Consider the following 15,213-nt stretch of genomic DNA (forward strand, 5'->3'; position numbering starts at 1 on the left):
AACTGCAATTAAACTTGCATAAACCGTCCGGTCGGTCAATAAATAACGCCAAGCAATACCCACCCCGTTGCGGCCACCCCGGCGGCCACGGATCATGTTAGGATAGGGGCCAAGCCAAGCGCCCCCTGCCCCGAAAGGAAATCGCCATGAGCCTTCTAGAGATCAACTCCTTCGCCGCAGGCAGCTGGATCGCCCCCGGAACAGGCGCACGCGAGATCGAGAATGCGGTCAGCGGCGAGGTCATGGCGCGGGCGGGCAATGACGGGCTCGATGCGCAGGCCATGCTGGATCATGCGGTGAATATCGGCGGGCCCAACCTGCGCGCCATGACCTTCCATGACCGCGCCCGGATGCTGAAGGCGCTGGCGGCGCATCTCAACGAAAAGAAACAGGCGCTTTACGATCTGTCCTTCGCCACCGGCGCCACACAGGCCGACCACATGATCGACATCGACGGCGGGATCGGCACGATGTTCGTCTTCGCCTCCAAGGGGCGGCGCGAAATGCCCGATGCCCATGTCTATCTTGATGGCGACGTCGAACAGCTGTCGCGCTCAGGCAGCTTCCTTGGCCAGCATATCTGCACCCCGATGCGCGGCGCCGCCGTGCATATCAACGCCTTCAACTTCCCGGTCTGGGGGATGCTGGAAAAGCTCGCCCCGACCTTGCTGGCGGGGATGCCCGCCATCGTCAAACCGGCCACCGCGACCTGTTATGTCACCGAGCTGGCGGTGCGGATCATGCTGGAAAGCGGGCTGCTGCCGGAAGGCGCGCTGCAGCTGGTGACCGGCGGGCTCGGCGACATGCTGGACCGTCTGACCTGTCAGGACATGGTCAGCTTCACCGGCTCCGCCGATACCGCGCTGAAACTGCGCTCGGCGCCGCATATCCTGAAGAACTCGATCCGTTTCGTGGCCGAACAGGACAGTCTCAACGCCTCGATCCTCGGCCCGGATGCCACCCCCGGCACGCCGGAATTCGACCTTTTCGTCAAGGAAGTGCACCGCGAGATGACCGCCAAGGCGGGGCAGAAATGCACCGCCATCCGGCGCATCATGGCGCCGCAGGCGCAGGTCGACGCTGTGATCGAGGCGCTTTCTGCGCGGCTCTCCAAGACCGTAATCGGCGATCCGCGCGCCGAAACGACGCGCATGGGGGCGCTGGTCTCCAACAGCCAGAAGCGCGACGTGTTGGAGAAGGCTCAGATCCTCGGCGCCGAGGCCGAGCGCGTCTTCGGGGATCCGGAAAACTTCGACGTGCAGGGTGCGGATGCCGACAAAGGCGCCTTCCTGCCACCGATGCTGTTCCATTGCGCCGACCCTGACGGGGCGCAGCGCGTGCATGATACCGAGGCTTTCGGCCCGGTCTCCACGATCATGGGCTATCGCGACCTCGACCACGCCGTCGCGCTGGTCAACCGTGGCGGTGGCTCGCTGGTCGCCTCGGTCATTACCCATGACCCCGAAGTCGCCCGCGAAGTGGCGCTCGGTGCCGGTGCGTTCCACGGACGGATCTATTTCAACAACCGCGACAGCATGAAGGAATCGACCGGCCACGGCTCGCCTTTGCCGCATATGGTGCATGGCGGTCCGGGCCGGGCTGGCGGCGGCGAAGAGCTCGGCGGGGTGCGCGGCGTGATGCATTACATGCAGCGTACCGCGATCCAGGGCAGCCCCGACATCCTCACCGCGATCGGCCGCCAATGGGTGCCCGGTGCCGCGGAAAAGGACGGCGGCGCGCATCCCTTTACCCGCAATTTCCACGAACTCGAGATCGGCGAGACGCTGCACACGCCGCTGCGCCAGGTTACGCTCGAGGATATCGAGACTTTCGCCCATTTCACCGGCGACACGTTCTATGCTCATATGGACGAGGATGCCGCCCAGCGGAATCCGTTCTTCCCCGGCCGCGTCGCGCATGGCTACCTGCTGATCAGCTTTGCCGCGGGCATGTTCGTCGAGCCCAACGAGGGGCCGGTGCTGGCCAACACCGGGCTCGACAACCTGCGTTTCATGAAGCCGGTGCAGAGCGGAGATTCGATCAAGGTGCGGCTCACCGTCAAGAAAAAGACCCCGCGCAACGAGGAATATGGCGAGGTGCGCTGGCATGTCACGCTGACCAACCAGGACGGCGAGCTGGTCGCGGAATATGACCTGTTGACGATGAACGCCTTTCAAAGCTGAGCTTGGAACGGCGGGCGAACCGGATTATCAATAATCATGGACAGGCCCGCCTTTACCCAATTGATCAGTGCCCTCAGCGGCGACCGGACCCCGCGGGTCTGGTCGCTGCTGGTCACCGTTTTCGGCGAGCTTGCGCAGGAGCGAGAGGCGCGTATTTCCGGCTCGGTGCTGAGCCAGCTTACCGAGCTCATCGGCATCAAACCCGAGGCGATGCGCGTGGCGCTGCACCGGCTGCGCAAAGATGGCTGGATCGACAGCCAACGCCAGGGCCGCAACAGCGCCTATTTCCTGACCGACTGGGGACGCGCGCAGAGTGCCGCCGCGAGTCCGCGGATCTACGCCTCGGAGCCGGAGAGCGACGACGCCTGGCTGGTGCTCACCGATCCGGGCCAACCGGCCGCGGCGGATGCGACGGGCGGCGCCTGGATCAGCTCCAACATGCTGATCGCACCGCGGCCACCCGAGCTCGCCGGGCTGTTTGCCACAAGGATCGACGCCGGTGCCGCCCTGCCCGGCTGGATGACCGGCAAGATCTGCAGCGCGGAGACCGCGGAACTGAGCCGCGATCTGGCGCAGCGACTGCAGGTCGTGCAGCGGAGCACGGCGCAATCCTCCGGCCTCTCGCCCCTGCAATGCGCGGCACTTCGCGTGCTGATCGTGCATAGCTGGCGGCGCATCGTGCTGAAGATCCCGGCCCTGCCCGACCGCTACTTCCCCGCCCCCTGGGCCGGGGCGCAATGTCGCCAGTCGGTTACCGCGCTGCTGGCGCAGCTGCCGAAACCGGCGCTGGCCGATCTAGAAGCGGTGATCGCGGGCTGACCCGTCGGCTCAAACGCCGGGCGCCGCCAACCCCAGTATCTCGCGCGCCTGCCGCCAGCTTGCGACGGGACGTTCCTGCGCCGCGCAGATCTCCACCGTCCGCTGCACCAGGGCGGCATTCGACGGGGCGAGCTCATTCCTGCTCATCCGGATATTATCCTCCAACCCGGTCCGCGCATGACCGCCCGCCGCGATGGACCATTCGTTGAGCGTGCCCTGATGCTGTCCGATGCCGGCAGCGCACCATTCGGTGCCCGGAGCCAGCCGCTGCAGCGTCTCGACATAAAAATCGAACACCGCACGGTCCACCGGCATGGCGTTCTTCACGCCCATGACGAATTGCACATAGAGCCTGCCAGGCAACCTGCCCGCCTTGTGCAGCGCCACCGCCTGGAAGATATGCGACAGATCAAAGGCTTCGATTTCCGGCACCACCTGATGTTGCAGCATTTCCGAGGCCAGCCAATCGACCAGATCCGGCGGGTTCTCATAGACGCGGGTGGGGAAGTTGTTCGACCCGACCGACAGCGAGGCCATGTCAGGTTTCAGCGGCAACATGCCTCCCCGTGCCTGCCCGGCACCGGATCGCCCGCCGGTCGATAATTGCACGATCATGCCCGGACAATGTCTGCGCAGCCCTTCCAGCAGCAGCGCGAACCGCTCGGGGTCGCTGCTCGGCGTGCCGTCGTCATTGCGCACATGGCAATGGGCGATACTGGCCCCGGCCTCGAACGCCTCCTGCGTGCTCTCGACCTGTTCCGCCACGGTGATCGGCACCGCCGGATTGTCGGCCTTGGTCGGCACCGAGCCGGTGATCGCCACGCAGATGATGCAAGGTTTGTCCATGTCGCGCCCCTTCAAATGTCGAAAAAGATGGTTTCGCCCGTGCCCTGCAACCGGATGTCGAACCGATAGAGCCCTTCCTCCTCCGGCTCGGCCAGCAGGGTTGCGATGCGGTTCTGATGCTCGATCCGGGTCAGGATCGGATCTTCGCCATTGGCCTCAGCCTCGTCGGCGAAATACATCCGCGTGTGCAGCCCGATGTTGATCCCGCGCGCCACGATCCAGAAGCTCACATGCGGCGCCTGCAACCGGCCGTCAGGATAGGGCACGCGCCCCGGCTTGACGGTCTCAAAGATGAACTCGCCGCTCTGCGGATCTCCGGCGCTGCGCCCGAAGCCGGTGAAATGGGGATCGGCCTTGCCGCGCCGCTCCTCCGGCGAGGGATAGAGCCCGGCCGCATCCGCCTGCCAGATCTCGACCATCGCATCTCTCAGCGGCATGCCGGTGCCGTCTAACACCCTGCCGCGGATGGTGATTTCCTGCCCTTGCACCGGTCCGGTCCGCATCACGGCGCCAAGGTCGCCCCCGAACATGTCAAGCCCCGCCACATTGGGGGTACAGCCGATATGGACATAGGGGCCGGCGGTCTGCGACGGGGTTTCGCGCATGTTATCAAGATTTTGCACCATATCACATGCCCTCCGGTCGGTTCTCGAAAAAGCTCTGTCGCCGCCCGCGCAGCACGATGTCGAAGCGATAGGCGCGGGCATCCATCGGCAGGGTACGGCGCATGTCGAGCGGCGCCACCAACGCCGCCAGCGCGTCGGAGGCCAGCGTATTGGCGATCGGGCAGAGCGCGATATGCGGATCGCCCTCGAAATACATCTGGGTGATCAGCCGCTGCGCGAAACCGTCTCCGAAAAGGCTGAAATGGATATGCGCCGGACGCCAGTCATTCGCGCCGTTGGGCCATGGATAGGGACCGGGCTGGATGGTGCGGAACTCATAGGTCCCATCCTCGCCGGTCATCACCCGCCCGCAGCCGCCGAAATTCGGGTCGAGCGGCGCGAGATAGCCTTCCTTCGCATGACGGTAGCGCCCCCCGGCATTGGCCTGCCAGACCTCCAGCAGCGCGTACTTCACCGGGCGGCCCATCTCGTCGCTCACCCGGCCATGCACGATGATCCGCGGGCCGATGGCGCTTGCGCCCGGGGCGGCAAAATTATGGATCAGGTCGTTGTCCTGCGCGCCGATGATCCCGTGACCGAAGACCGGGCCGGTCTCTTCGGACAGGGTCGAGGGGAAGGATAGCAGCGCCGCCTGCGGGCTGCGTTTCAGCGAGGTCTTGTAGGCGGGGGTCAGCGCCTCGGGCTGCCGGCCCCGGTCGCGCGCGAGATAGCCGCCCATCTGGGGTGCCTTGCTCATGTCTCGATCCCCATGTCCTTGAACGTCCGCTTGGCCAGCTTGATCGCATGATTGGCTTTCGGCACGCCGGCATAGACAGCGACATGCATGAACGCCTGCAGGATATCCTGCGGCGAGGCACCGGTATTGGCGCAGGCGCGGACATGCATCGGGATCTCGTTGAAATTGCCGGTCGCGGCGAGCAACGCCAGGGTCAGCATCGAACGTTCGCGCCGCGTGATCGTGTTATCGGCCCAGAGCGTGCCCCAGGCGCCTTCGGTGATCATCTGCTGGAACGGCGCGTCGAAGGCGGTTTTCTCCGCCTCGGCGCGGGCGACGTGATCTTCCCCAAGAACCGCCCGGCGGGTGACCATGCCACTTTCATATCTTTCGCTCACATTCTCGCTCCTTTCCTGACGGCACGCCCTCAATAGGGCAGCCCGACGTAATTTTCCGCCATCGCCTGCTGCGCCGCCCTGTTGGAGCGCAGGAATTCCAGCTCGGCGGTCTGGATCTTGAGATCGAAGGCACTCTGCTCGGGATAGCGGTGCAGCAGCGAGGAAAACCACCAGGAAAACCGCTCCGCTTTCCAGACCCTGGCAAGCGCCTTTTTTGAGTAGGCGTCAATGCCTTGCGCGCTGTTCTTCTCGTAGAATTCCCGCAAGGCCCGATAGAGGTAATTCACATCCGACGCGGCGGTGTTGAGCCCCTTGGCCCCGGTCGGCGGCACGATATGCGCCGCATCCCCGCAAAGAAACAACCGCCCCCAGCGCATCGGCTCGGTCACGAAAGAGCGCAGCGGCGCGATGGATTTCTCGATCGACGGGCCGGTGACCAGCTTCTCCGCCTGTTCCGGCGGTATCCGGCGTTTCAGCTCTTCCCAGAAGGCCTCGTCGGTCCAGTCCTCGGGATGATCGGAGAGCGAACACTGGATGTAATAGCGGCTGAGTTGCTCGTTGCGCATCGAGCAGAGTGCGAAGCCGCGGTCGGAATTGGCATAGACCAGCTCGTGATTGACCGGCGGTGTCTTGCTGAGGATGCCGAGCCAGCCGAAGGGATAGATCTTCTCGTAATCGCGCCGCACCTCCAGCGGGATCGCCTGTCGGCTGACCCCGTGAAACCCGTCGCAGCCCGCAATGAAATCGCAATCGAGCCGTCGCGGCGCGCCGTCGATGCTGTAGCTCACATGCGGCGTGTCGCTGTCGGCATCGTGGATCGTCACATCCGCGACGTTGAAATCGATCCGCCCGCCCGCCGACTCGCGCGCCGCATAAAGATCGCGGGTCACCTCGGTCTGACCATAGATCATCACCGGCTTGCCCGTGAGCCCGGCGAAATCGACCCGGAAACTCTCGCCGCCATGGGCGATCAGCGTGCCGCGATGCTCAAAGCCCTCGGCCTGCATCCGCGCGCCGCAGCCCGCCTCCTCCATCAGCCGCACCAGCCCCTGTTCGAGCACCCCGGCGCGGATCCGTCCGAGCACGTATTCCTTGGTCTTGCGTTCGAGCACGACGCTGTCGATGCCGTGACGATGCAGCAGCTGCGACAGTAACAGCCCCGAGGGTCCGCCCCCGATAATCGCCACCTGTGTCCGCATCGCTTCCTCCAAAGACTGTCATCTTCTTTCTGACCGGGGCATAAGCGCATGTAAAATGGTAATTCAGCCGGGATACTTGCCCATATGGAAAGCAAACGCCTGCGCCAGATCAAGATCAGGCATCTTGCCGCCTTTGTCGAAATCCTGCGCTGCGGCTCCTTCAAGGCCGCCGCCGAGCGCATCGCACTGACCCAGCCGACGATCTCCAAGACCCTGCGCGAGCTTGAGGAGATCCTCGGCGCGCCGCTGTTGCTGCGCGACCGCAGCGGCATCGCCCTGACGCCGGAGGGCGCGGTGTTCCGGCAATTCGCCGAGCAGAGCCTGGCGGCGCTCAACCATGGTCTGGCCAGCCTCGATGCGCTCAGCACCGGCGCGACCGCACCGCTGCGCATCGGCGCGCTGCCGAGCGTCGCCGCCGATCTGCTGCCCGACGTGATCGTCGCCTTCGCCGAAATCTCCCCGGCGACGCCGGTGATGGTCGAGGACGGACGCATCGGCGCGCTGGTCGAGCGGCTGCGCGCGGGCGCGCTCGACCTGGTGGTCGGGCGGCTCGCCCTGCCCGAGACGATGGGCGGCTTGTCCTTCACCCAGCTCTATGCTGAACAGGTGATCTTCGCCGTCGCCGCCGGGCATCCGCTGGCCGCCACGCGCGATCTTGCAGCACTCGAGCACTGGCCGGTGCTCTACCCGCCGAAGGACGCCGCGATCCGCCCGCTGATCGACCGCTACCTGATCGCGCGCGGCATCGGCGACTGGTCGCGGCGGATCGAGACCGTCTCCGACACGTTCGGACGGGCGATGACGCTGGGCCCGGCGGGCGCGGTCTGGATCATCAGCCAGGGCGTGGTGGCGCGCGACATCGCCGCCGGGCGGATGGCGCGGCTGCCGCTGGAGACCGACGAGATGTCAGGGCCGGTGGGGATCATGGCCCGCGCCGAGGAAGACCCCTCGCCGCCGGTGCGGCTGTTCCGCCAGGCGTTGCTGGCGGCGGTGCGCGGCGGCGCGAGCGCCTGAGCGGAGCGGCAAGCCGGGGGCGCTGCCCCCGGACCCCCGAGGTATTTGCGGTCAGAAGAAGTCGGCTCAAGCCTCTTCCTCGGTGCGCGGCAGGTCTTCGATCAGGCGGGTTTCGAGCAGCTGGCCGTTGGCATAGAGAATCGGCGTCGCCACGGCGGCGATATGGCTGTTGAATTCGCGCAGCGCGCGCAGCGTCTCGAGATGGATGTCGCTGGTCTCGAAGCTCTGGCCCTTGCCCTCCTGCAACCGGCGGTAGTGGCGTTTGCGGCTGCGCCGTTCGGCGCGCTTGATCTCGGTCTTTTCGAGATTCAGCAGCCGGGCGCTTTCCACATCGTCCGAGATCAGCACATTGGTCGCGAGCTTCATGTTGGCGAGGATGTTCTCGTGCATTTCCTGCAGCTCGGCCCAGCCTTCTTTTGAGAATTCGAGATTGGCGCGGCGCAGGTCGCGGGCCAGTTCGGCAAGGCGCTTGGCCACCACGTCACCGGCGGTTTCGAGACGCACCGCATATTCCAGCAGGTCGCGGGCGACGCGGGCATTCTCCTTGCCAAGCTGCGCCACCGGCAGGGCGGCGACATAGTCGCGCACGCCCGAGAGGCAATTGTTGACCTCGTTGTCGAGTTTCTGCACCGCCTTGATCTGCCGCTCGTCGCCACCGTGATAGAGGTCGAGCACCGGGCGGAACATCGCCTCGACCAGATCCGCCATGCGCAGGATCTCGCGTTTGAGGCTCGAAAGGGCCAGTGCCGGGGAGCCGGTGTTCTGCAGGTCGAGCGCGCTGACCCGCAGCGGCAGATGCTGCGGGTTCTGCGGCGCGACGATATCGGGAAGCAGCCGCTCGAAGGGCCGCTGCAACAGGCCGCAGAAGGGCAGCGCCAGGAGCAGCAGCCCGGCATTGAAACCCAGATGCGCGGTGACCAGCATCTGTGCCCCGTAATCACCGGTCAGCAGCCCCGAGCGCAGCGCCAGGTTGGCGCCGAACAGGGCGAGGATCGCGGCGCTGCCGCGCAGGGCCAGGTTGGCCAGCGGGATCCGCCGGCCGCGCGGCTCCATGCCGCGGGTCAGCCAGACCGGGATGAAGGCGCTGCCGAGATTGGCGCCGAGCACCAGCGACAGGCCCGCCTCGAAGGGCAGCGCGCCGATCTGCACCAGCGTGACACACATCAGGATTGCCGCGACAGAGGAATGCATGACGAAGGCCAGCGCCCCGCCGACGAGGAAGGCGGTGATGTAGTCGCGGGCCAGATATTCGGCCACCGCGGGCAGGAAGGCGCTGTCGCGGATCGGGTCCATCGCTTCGCGCAGGAAACGCAGGGAGATCAGGATGAAGGCGATGCCCAGCAGGATCCGCCCGGCCTGGCGCAGCTTGCGCTGCTCGCTCTTGACGAAGAGCCAGCCGCCGATGGCCAGCAGCAGCGGCACCAGCCAGTCGAGCCGGAAGGACAGGATCTGGATGATCAGTGCCGAGCCGAGATCGCCGCCGAGCACCACCGCGAGCCCCGAGGCAAAGCCGAGATAGCCGCTCACCGCGAAGCCCGAGGCGAGCAGCGCCACCGCGGCCGAGCTCTGCAGGACCAGCGCCAGCATCGTGCCGGTCAGGCCCGAGCCGATCATGCTCTTGTTGCGGGTCAGCACGCGCTGGAACGAGGCGCCGAAGCTGCGCTCGATCCCGGTGCGCACCATGCGCACCGCGAAGAGCAGCAGCATGGTGGCGCCGGCCAGGGAGATCAGGAAACTGATGATTGCCATGTCTTACTCGATCAGAATACGCCCGGCTCGAAACAGGCCGGGTCGGAAATACCACCACCATGCGGCGCGATGCGGAATCTTCCGGCACGGCCGAAAACACCGCAGGAAGCGCCCTGCGAGCCTGGCCTTGTGCGGATTTCCACATCATCTGTCAGGATTTCACAAACTTGCGCAAGACGCCAGCCGGAGGCCGGTTCCGCGCCCCGATGACGCCAAGATACTTTACGCATGACGGTCAAAAGTGCATGATAACCACAATATCGCACCGACATTACCGATGAGGGCGATTTCAGATGAACCGATTCAACGCGCTTCTCTTTTCCCTGCTGCTCTCTCTCGCGGCGCCGCCCGGTTTTTCGCAGGCCACAACGGAGGCGCTTGCCGACGAGGGCGAACGCCTCGCCGCCCTGCTGCGGGTCGGGCGGCGGGTGGTGTCCAACAATCAGACGCTGATCAACGATCCCGACAGGGGCGACAAGGGGCTCGACAGCGCCGCCTTTCTCGCCAAGGTCGATGCCGCCTATCGCGCGCAGCATGGGCAGGGGCCGCTCGACGGGGATCTCAGCGACACCCAGCGCCGCCTGACCGAGGCGCAGCTTGCCGCCATGGCCACGGTGCTCGACGAGAACCAGGAGCTGATCAACAGCGAGGGGCTCGGCTTCAAGGGTTTCATCCCGGCGATCTTCGGACGGCTGGTCAACGAGCAATTCGCCGAACAGGTCGGCAGCGAGGCACGACTCAAGGTCACCGCGCCGATGCATCTGGTGCGCAACCGCAAGGCCCGGCCCGACGACTGGGAGGCCGGCGTTTTCAACGGGCAGTTCAGCCAGCCCGACTGGCCGCGCTCACAGGCGTTTTTCGAGACGGTCGCAACCGGCGAGGGAGAGATGTTCCGAATGCTGATCCCCGAATATTACGGCGAGACCTGCCTGACCTGTCATGGCGGCCCCAAGGGCGAGGTCGATGTGACCGGCTTTCCCAAGGAGGGCGCCGCGGCCGGGGATCTGGCCGGGGCCATCTCGATCACCCTGAAACGAGAATGACCGGGACGCGGGAATGACCGGACGGGCGGTGCGTCTCTCCGACTGGTTCGCCCGCAACCGGGTCACGATCCGGATCAGCTCGCTCTCCGCCGGGCTGCTGTTCACGCTGATGCTGAGCGCGGCGGTGATGGCATGGGAATTGCTCAACAACCTGCACCGTGTCGAGGATTCCACCGAGCGTTTCCGCCGCCTGCAGGTCGCCGCCGAGGCCGACAGCAGCTTCGGCGAGCTGCGCTTCTGGCTCACCGACCTGTCGGTCAGCCTGCTCACCCTCTCCGAACGCCGTGCCGAGGCGGCGCGGGAACGGCTCGAGACCCATCTTGCGCAGATGGAGAGCTTCGCGCCGGACGCCACGCAGGAGATCCGCGCGGGGGTGGAGGCCTATGTCGAGAATGCGCTGCGGGCCGCGGATGCCTATACCGAGGACCGGCGGGTGATCGGCAATACGCTGAGCTCGCAGGCGCGGATCGGCAGCAGTGCGGTCAATGCCGCGCTCGAGGCGCTGATGGCCGATCTCGCGCGCGAGGCCGCGCAGAGCGAGCAGGCTGCCACACAGGCGGCCCGGGATGCGGTGATGCGGGCGATCATCGCTTTCGGCGTGATCGCGCTCGTCGGGGCGCTGCTCACGATCTGGGTGGTCCGCTCGATCCTGAAACCGCTCGGTGCCATCGATACGGCAATCGGTGAGCTCAACGCCGGGGCCAGCGAGGTCACCCTGCCGCCGGAGGGGCCGGACGAGCTCGGCCGGGTCTCGGGTACGGTGCGCGCCCTGCGCGACAGCCAGATCCGCCAGCGCCAGCTCAAGGCGGAGGCCGAGCAGCAGCGCAACACGATCCTCACCGCGATCGAGACGATCCCCGACGGTTTCGCGCTGTTCGACGCCGGGCATCGGCTGGTGCTGACCAATGCCCGTTATCGGCGCATGTTCGCCGCGATCGAGGATGTTCTGGTCCCGGGCGTGAGCTTTCGCGAGATCCTCAGGGCGGTGCTGGCCGACGATCCCGGGCTTGCCGGTGGCCAGCCGGAGGAGGAGTGGATCGCCGAGCGCCTCGCCCATCACGCCAGCCCCGAGACCACGCGTCGCGAGATCCGCATCGGTCCGGCCTGGGTGCAGGTCACCAAGAGCAAGACCCCGGATGGCGGCACCGTGGCGATCTACAGCGACATCACCGATCTGCTCGACAAGCAGGCGCAGCTGCAGGAGGCTCACGAGCGCGCCGAGGCCGCGAACAAGGCCAAGAGCCGCTTCCTCGCCTCGATGAGCCACGAGCTGCGCACGCCGCTCAACGCGATCATCGGCTATAGCGAGATGCTGATCGAGGATGCCCGCGACGAGGGCGACGAGACCACGATCGCCGATCTCGAGAAGATCATGGCCTCTGGGCAGCATCTGCTCGGTCTGATCAACGACATTCTCGACCTCTCCAAGATCGAGGCGGGCAAGATGGAGCTGCATTTCGAGACTTTCGACATCGCCCGGCTGGTGCAGGACGTGGCCGCCACGATCAAGCCGCTGGTCGCCACCAACGACAACGAGCTGGTGGTGCGCATCGACACCGGAATCGGCGAGATCGAGACCGACAAGACCAAGCTGCGCCAGAACCTGTTCAACCTGCTGTCCAACGCCGCCAAGTTCACCAAGTCGGGCAGGATCGAGCTGATCGTGCAGGATGCCGAGGAGGCGGTCGAATTCGTGGTGCGCGACAATGGCATCGGGCTGACCGAGGAGCAGAAATCCCGACTCTTCAAACCGTTCGAACAGGCCGATTCATCGACTACCCGCGAATATGGCGGCACCGGGCTCGGCCTTGCCATCGTCAAGCAGTTCACCGAGATGCTCGGCGGCGAAGTGCGGGTGGAGAGCACGCCAGGCAAGGGCGCGAGCTTTACCCTGAAAGTGACCCTCGGCGGGCGCGAGAAACTGCCGGGAACGCGGTCCGACGGGGTGGGGTCGGGTGCTTCGGTGCTGGTCATCGACGACGACCCCTCGGCGCGCAGATCAATGGCCGACCTGTTGACCCGCGAGGGATTCCGCCCGCTGCTGGCGGGCGATGCCGGGGCCGGGCTGGCGCTGGCCGAGGCGCATCGCCCGGATGCCATCGTGCTCGACATCATCATGCCGGAGAAGGACGGCTGGTCGGTGCTGCGCGAGCTCAAGAACAACGCAGCGCTCTGCGAAATCCCGGTGATCCTCGCCACTGTGCTGGGCGATCGCGACATGGGGCTGGCGCTCGGCGCGGTCGATCACCTGACCAAGCCGATCGACCAGCAGCGGCTGGTCGATATCCTCAACGCCTTTTCCGCCAGCGGCGAACGCGAGGCGCTGGTGGTGGATGACGACCCGGGCACAAGGGCACTGTTTCGCCGCATCCTCGTGCGTGAGGGCTGGTCGGTACGCGAGGCCGCCGACGGGATGCGCGCGCTTGCCCAGCTCGACATCAAGCTGCCCTCGGTGGTGATCCTCGACCTGATGATGCCCAACCTCGACGGGTTCGAGACCCTGCGCAGCCTGCGCGCGCGCGACGATTGCGCCGCCCTGCCGGTGATCATCGCCACGTCGAAGGATCTCAGCCGCGACGAGATGAAATGGCTGCGCGCCAATGCTCGCGAAGTGGTCAGCAAGGGCAAGGACGGCAGGACCGAGCTGCTGTCCGCGATCCGGCGCCACGTGACCCCGCGCGCCCCACAGGGAGAGACAGGATGAGCATCAAGATATTGATCGTGGAAGACAATGACATGAATCTCGACATGCTGTCGCGGCGCCTGATCCGCAAGGGATACGAGATCATCGCCGCGCGCGACGGGCAGGCGGCGATCGACACGGCGCTGGCGCAGCGCCCGGACCTAGTGCTGATGGACATGAGCCTGCCGGTGCTCGACGGCTGGGAGGCGACGAAGGCGATCCGCGGCCATGCGGAGCTCGCCGGACTGCCGGTCATCGCGCTCACCGCCCATGCGATGGAAAGCGACCGGCAATCGGCGCTGGATGCGGGTTGCAACGATTTCCACACCAAGCCGATCGACCTCGCCGTCCTGCTCGAGCAGATCAACGGGCTGGTGCCGCACGATGCCGCAGGCTGAGCTTTCCGACCGTCGCGCGCTGGTCATCGGCATCGGCCAGCGGCTTGCCGGACCGGCCGAGACGATCCTCGGCTATCAGCTGCTGATCCTCGACAGCCTGCGCCCCGCCGCCCCGCCCGAGGCGGTGGCGGATGCCGAAAAGGTGCTCGGCGCGGCACAGGCGCTGCAGGAGATGATCACCGCCCTGCTCTCGCCCGAAGGCCACCGGGCGTTGGCCGAACTCGACGAGGCCACCCTGCGCCACGAGCTGCGCACCCCGATGAACGCGATCCTCGGCTATTCCGAACTGCTGCTGGAGGAATGGCAGGAGGCGCTCGACCCGGAATTACCCGACGACATCGCGCGCGTCGTGAAGGAATGCCGCGCCCTGCTCGCCGGGCTCGACGATCTGGTCGATTTCTCCCGCGGGCGGCTCGACGACATGGCGATTGCCGAGAGCGATTCAGCCATTGCCGAGGCGCTGTCGCGCAGCCTCTCGCCAACGGTTCCCGGACCCCGACAGCTTGGCGGGCGGATCCTGGTGATCGACGATGTGGCGGCCAATTGCGAATTGCTCTGCCGCAACCTGCAGCGTCGCGGCCATGAGGCGATCTCCGTCTCCTCGGCCCGCGCGGCGCTTGAGCTGCTGGAGGAGGCCCGCTTCGATCTGGCGCTGGTCGATATCCTGATGCCCGACATGAACGGCATCGAGCTGCTGGCCCGACTCAAGGGCGATCCGCGCTGGCGCGACATGGGAGTGGTCATGGTCTCGGGGCTCAAGGACGTGCAGGCGACGGTGCAATGTATCAAGGCAGGGGCCGAGGATTACCTGCATAAACCTGTCGATCCGGTGCTGCTGAACGCGCGGGTCGAAAGCTGCCTCGAACAGCGGCGCTGGCGCGCGCAGGAGCGGCAATATCTGAAGCAGATCGAATACGAGAAATCCCGCGCCGACGGGCTGTTGCTGTCGATGCTGCCGGAAACCATCATCGCCCGTGTCGGGGCCGGGGAAAACGTCATCGCTGACCGTTTCGACGCCGCCTCGATCATCTTCGCCGATATCGTCGATTTCACCCCGCTGGTCGCGCAGATGGATCCGTCCGATCTCGTCGGCCTGCTGCATGACCTGTTCTCCGCCTTCGACCGGCTGGCCGAACAGCACGGGATCGAGAAGATCAAGACCATCGGCGACGCCTATATGGCCGTCGCCGGGGTGCCGGTCAGCCAGCAGGACCACGCCGACCGCGCCCTCGCCTTTGCCCAGAGCCTGATCGCGCTGATGGCCGAGGGCTTCGGCGCCGCCGCGCCGCTGTCGATCCGGGTCGGCATCAATTCCGGCCCGGTGATCGCCGGGCTGATCGGGCAGAAACGTTTTGTCTATGACGTATGGGGCGAGCCGGTGAATCTGGCCTGTCGGCTGGAGGCTTCGGGCGCCGCCGGGCGTATCCAGATCTCGCGCGCCACGCTCGACGCGCTGGCGACACCGCCGCCGTGCATCAGCACACGACAGACGGAGATAAAGGGCATCGGGCGGATGACCACCTATCTGATCGGCTGATCC

General features: G+C 65.9%; 13 protein-coding genes. 7 read left to right on the forward strand and 6 right to left on the reverse strand.

The window, feature by feature from the left end:
- Positions 1-146: 146 nt before the first annotated feature.
- Together paaZ and ACFSUD_RS08010 are read left to right on the forward strand one after the other, a co-directional pair.
- Entirely contained in the window at positions 147-2,183 is a 2,037-nt protein-coding gene (gene paaZ, locus ACFSUD_RS08005; protein ID WP_386373193.1) for a phenylacetic acid degradation bifunctional protein PaaZ, read from the forward strand.
- Between the two features lie 36 nt (positions 2,184-2,219).
- Complete coding sequence (locus tag ACFSUD_RS08010) at positions 2,220-3,002, forward strand: PaaX family transcriptional regulator C-terminal domain-containing protein (RefSeq protein WP_386373195.1); 783 nt, start codon at positions 2,220-2,222, stop codon at positions 3,000-3,002.
- A gap of 9 nt (positions 3,003-3,011) precedes the next feature.
- On the opposite strand, the gene ACFSUD_RS08015 is transcribed toward ACFSUD_RS08010, so the two are convergent.
- From ACFSUD_RS08015 to pobA, 5 genes are read right to left on the reverse strand one after another with little or no spacing between them, the layout of a single operon-like run.
- Positions 3,012-3,848, reverse strand: a complete 837-nt coding sequence (locus ACFSUD_RS08015; protein WP_386373197.1) for a BKACE family enzyme — start codon at positions 3,846-3,848, stop codon at positions 3,012-3,014.
- Positions 3,849-3,859: 11 nt separating this feature from the next.
- Positions 3,860-4,474 carry a protocatechuate 3,4-dioxygenase subunit alpha gene (pcaG, locus tag ACFSUD_RS08020; RefSeq protein ID WP_386373199.1) on the reverse strand — a complete coding sequence of 205 codons (615 nt, stop codon included), beginning with the start codon at positions 4,472-4,474 and terminating at the stop codon, positions 3,860-3,862.
- Between the two features lies 1 nt (position 4,475).
- On the reverse strand, positions 4,476-5,210 hold the full coding sequence (gene pcaH / locus ACFSUD_RS08025; RefSeq protein WP_386373201.1) for a protocatechuate 3,4-dioxygenase subunit beta: 735 nt from the start codon (positions 5,208-5,210) through the stop codon (positions 4,476-4,478).
- Positions 5,207-5,587, reverse strand: a complete 381-nt coding sequence (gene pcaC, locus ACFSUD_RS08030; RefSeq protein ID WP_386373203.1) for a 4-carboxymuconolactone decarboxylase — start codon at positions 5,585-5,587, stop codon at positions 5,207-5,209. Before pcaC ends, pcaH begins: the two co-directional genes overlap by 4 nt.
- A gap of 29 nt (positions 5,588-5,616) precedes the next feature.
- Positions 5,617-6,786 carry a 4-hydroxybenzoate 3-monooxygenase gene (gene pobA, locus ACFSUD_RS08035; RefSeq protein ID WP_386373205.1) on the reverse strand — a complete coding sequence of 390 codons (1,170 nt, stop codon included), beginning with the start codon at positions 6,784-6,786 and terminating at the stop codon, positions 5,617-5,619.
- A gap of 84 nt (positions 6,787-6,870) precedes the next feature.
- On the opposite strand from pobA, the gene pcaQ reads away from it, so the two are divergent.
- Positions 6,871-7,800: a pca operon transcription factor PcaQ gene (gene pcaQ, locus ACFSUD_RS08040; protein WP_386373207.1), complete on the forward strand. Its 930-nt coding sequence runs from the start codon at positions 6,871-6,873 to the stop codon at positions 7,798-7,800.
- 66 nt (positions 7,801-7,866) lie between these two features.
- On the opposite strand, the gene ACFSUD_RS08045 is transcribed toward pcaQ, so the two are convergent.
- Entirely contained in the window at positions 7,867-9,549 is a 1,683-nt protein-coding gene (locus tag ACFSUD_RS08045) for a Na/Pi cotransporter family protein (RefSeq protein ID WP_386373209.1), read from the reverse strand.
- A 293-nt stretch (positions 9,550-9,842) separates the two neighbouring features.
- Here ACFSUD_RS08045 and ACFSUD_RS08050 point away from each other — a divergent pair, with 293 nt between their 5' ends.
- The 4 genes from ACFSUD_RS08050 to ACFSUD_RS08065 are packed head-to-tail and all read left to right on the forward strand — an operon-like array spanning position 9,843 to position 15,210.
- Positions 9,843-10,592 (forward strand): c-type heme family protein, encoded by a 750-nt coding sequence (locus ACFSUD_RS08050; protein WP_386373211.1) that lies wholly within the window; start codon positions 9,843-9,845, stop codon positions 10,590-10,592.
- Positions 10,593-10,605: 13 nt separating this feature from the next.
- On the forward strand, positions 10,606-13,296 hold the full coding sequence (locus tag ACFSUD_RS08055; RefSeq protein WP_386373213.1) for a response regulator: 2,691 nt from the start codon (positions 10,606-10,608) through the stop codon (positions 13,294-13,296).
- Complete coding sequence (locus ACFSUD_RS08060; RefSeq protein ID WP_386373215.1) at positions 13,293-13,673, forward strand: response regulator; 381 nt, start codon at positions 13,293-13,295, stop codon at positions 13,671-13,673. Before ACFSUD_RS08055 ends, ACFSUD_RS08060 begins: the two co-directional genes overlap by 4 nt.
- Positions 13,660-15,210, forward strand: coding sequence for an adenylate/guanylate cyclase domain-containing protein (locus ACFSUD_RS08065; RefSeq protein ID WP_386373217.1), 1,551 nt, complete (start codon positions 13,660-13,662; stop codon positions 15,208-15,210). Before ACFSUD_RS08060 ends, ACFSUD_RS08065 begins: the two co-directional genes overlap by 14 nt.
- The last annotated feature ends 3 nt before the right edge of the window (positions 15,211-15,213 follow it).

Origin of the sequence: Sulfitobacter aestuarii (assembly GCF_042685005.1) — a bacterium.
In the GTDB taxonomy this organism is placed as follows: domain Bacteria; phylum Pseudomonadota; class Alphaproteobacteria; order Rhodobacterales; family Rhodobacteraceae; genus Sulfitobacter; species Sulfitobacter aestuarii.

Bases quoted from the DNA above. Each gene is read 5' to 3' on its own strand.
- paaZ (WP_386373193.1), top strand. From the start codon at position 147: ATGAGCCTTCTAGAGATCAACTCCTTCGCCGCAGGCAGCTGGATCGCC.
- ACFSUD_RS08010 (WP_386373195.1), top strand. From the start codon at position 2,220: ATGGACAGGCCCGCCTTTACCCAATTGATCAGTGCCCTCAGCGGCGAC.
- ACFSUD_RS08015 (WP_386373197.1), bottom strand. From the start codon at position 3,848: ATGGACAAACCTTGCATCATCTGCGTGGCGATCACCGGCTCGGTGCCG.
- pcaG (WP_386373199.1), bottom strand. From the start codon at position 4,474: ATGGTGCAAAATCTTGATAACATGCGCGAAACCCCGTCGCAGACCGCC.
- pcaH (WP_386373201.1), bottom strand. From the start codon at position 5,210: ATGAGCAAGGCACCCCAGATGGGCGGCTATCTCGCGCGCGACCGGGGC.
- pobA (WP_386373205.1), bottom strand. From the start codon at position 6,786: ATGCGGACACAGGTGGCGATTATCGGGGGCGGACCCTCGGGGCTGTTA.
- pcaQ (WP_386373207.1), top strand. From the start codon at position 6,871: ATGGAAAGCAAACGCCTGCGCCAGATCAAGATCAGGCATCTTGCCGCC.
- ACFSUD_RS08045 (WP_386373209.1), bottom strand. From the start codon at position 9,549: ATGGCAATCATCAGTTTCCTGATCTCCCTGGCCGGCGCCACCATGCTG.
- ACFSUD_RS08050 (WP_386373211.1), top strand. From the start codon at position 9,843: ATGAACCGATTCAACGCGCTTCTCTTTTCCCTGCTGCTCTCTCTCGCG.
- ACFSUD_RS08055 (WP_386373213.1), top strand. From the start codon at position 10,606: ATGACCGGACGGGCGGTGCGTCTCTCCGACTGGTTCGCCCGCAACCGG.
- ACFSUD_RS08060 (WP_386373215.1), top strand. From the start codon at position 13,293: ATGAGCATCAAGATATTGATCGTGGAAGACAATGACATGAATCTCGAC.
- ACFSUD_RS08065 (WP_386373217.1), top strand. From the start codon at position 13,660: ATGCCGCAGGCTGAGCTTTCCGACCGTCGCGCGCTGGTCATCGGCATC.